The organism is Bradyrhizobium sp. UFLA05-89 (assembly GCF_059803475.1).
The window spans coordinates 1-1,509 of record NZ_JBANBA010000263.1 but is presented as its reverse complement, the minus strand read 5'-3'; the positions used below and the strand labels follow the sequence as shown (position 1 = coordinate 1,509).

The following is a 1,509-nucleotide window of genomic DNA, read 5'->3' as shown; positions in this document are numbered from 1 at the left end:
GTCTGGCCGACCTGCCAGTCGTTCGGCGCATAGCCGGCGTCGACCGCCGCGCGCGAGGCACCGACACCAGCACCGAGCTTGTCGGCGAGCGGCTCGATGTATTTTGCGAAATTTTCCCGGCTCTGCATGGCGCGGCCACCAGAGACGATGATTTTCGCCGAGGTCAGCTCGGGGCGGTCGCTCTTGGCGACTTCCTCACTGAGGAAGGACGACAGGGCCGGATCGGCCGCCGCCGCGACGCTCTCGACGCTCGCGCTGCCACCGGCCGGCGCAGCAGCGAAGGTCGAAGTACGCACCGTGATGACCTTCTTGGCGTCCTTCGACTTCACCGTCTGGATGGCGTTGCCAGCGTAGATCGGCCGCTCGAAGGTATCGGGCGCGACGACCTTGATGATCTCCGAGACCTGCATGACGTCGAGCAGCGCTGCGACGCGCGGCATCACGTTCTTGAAGCGCGAGGTCGCGGGCGCGACGATCGCGTCATAGCCGGACGCCAGCGAGACGATCAGCGCGGCCAGCGGCTCGGCGAGATCGTGCGCGTAAGCCTCGCCGTCGGCGAGCAGCACCTTCTTCACGCCAGTGAGCTTTGCGGCAGCGTCAGCCGCGCCCTTGGCGTTCTGGCCGGCGACCAGCACGTCGACGTCGGCGCCGAGGGCGGCGGCCGCCGTCAGGGCCTTGCTGGTCGCATCCTTCAGCGACGCATTGTCGTGTTCAGCAATCAGAAGCGTCGTCATCAGAGCACCCCGGCTTCGTTCTTGAGTTTCGACACCAGCTCGGCGACGTCCTTGACCTTGACGCCGGCCTTGCGGCCCGGTGGCTCCGTCGTCTTGAGAACTTCAAGGCGCGCGGTGACGTCAACGCCGTAATCGGCGACGGTTTTCTCCGCGATCGGCTTCTTCTTCGCCTTCATGATGTTGGGCAGCGAGGCGTAGCGCGGCTCGTTGAGGCGGAGATCCGTGGTGACGATCGCCGGCCCCTTCAGCTTCACGGTCTGCAGACCGCCATCGACCTCACGGGTGACCTTGAAGTCGCTGCCTTCGACCTCGAGCTTGGAGGCAAACGTCGCCTGCGACCAGCCGAGCAGCGCGGCCAGCATCTGGCCGGTCTGGTTGCTGTCGTCGTCGATCGCCTGCTTTCCCAGAATGATCAGGCCCGGCTGCTCTTCGTCGGCGACCTTCTTCAGGATCTTGGCGACCGCCAGCGGCTCCACATTGCCGTCCGCCTTCACCAGGATGCCGCGGTCGGCGCCCATGGCGAGGCCGGTGCGGATCGTCTCCGACGCCTGCGCCGGTCCAATGGAAACCACCACGACCTCGGTGGCCTTGCCGCCTTCCTTCAGGCGCAGCGCTTCCTCGACCGCGATTTCGTCGAATGGATTCATCGACATCTTGACGTTGGCCAGTTCAACGCCCGATCCATCGCCCTTGACGCGGACCTTGACGTTGTAATCGACCACCCGCTTTACCGGCACTAAGACCTTCATCGATCCTCTTTCACTTGAATTCTTGA

Annotated in this window: 2 protein-coding genes; both read right to left on the bottom strand. The window is 64.8% G+C overall.

Features of this window, described 5'->3' with window-relative positions:
- The coding region (locus SO139_RS46150; protein ID WP_498542149.1) for an electron transfer flavoprotein subunit alpha/FixB family protein at nt 1-734 on the bottom strand (734 nt) is incomplete at its 3' end.
- Nucleotides 734-1,483 (bottom strand): electron transfer flavoprotein subunit beta/FixA family protein, encoded by a 750-nt coding sequence (locus SO139_RS46145; protein WP_284275186.1) that lies wholly within the window; start codon nt 1,481-1,483, stop codon nt 734-736. The genes SO139_RS46145 and SO139_RS46150, both read right to left, overlap by 1 nt.
- Between the last annotated feature and the right edge of the window lie 26 nt (nt 1,484-1,509).

Excerpts from the sequence above, each read along its gene's own strand:
- SO139_RS46145 (WP_284275186.1), bottom strand. The coding sequence starts at position 1,483 with ATGAAGGTCTTAGTGCCGGTAAAGCGGGTGGTCGATTACAACGTCAAG.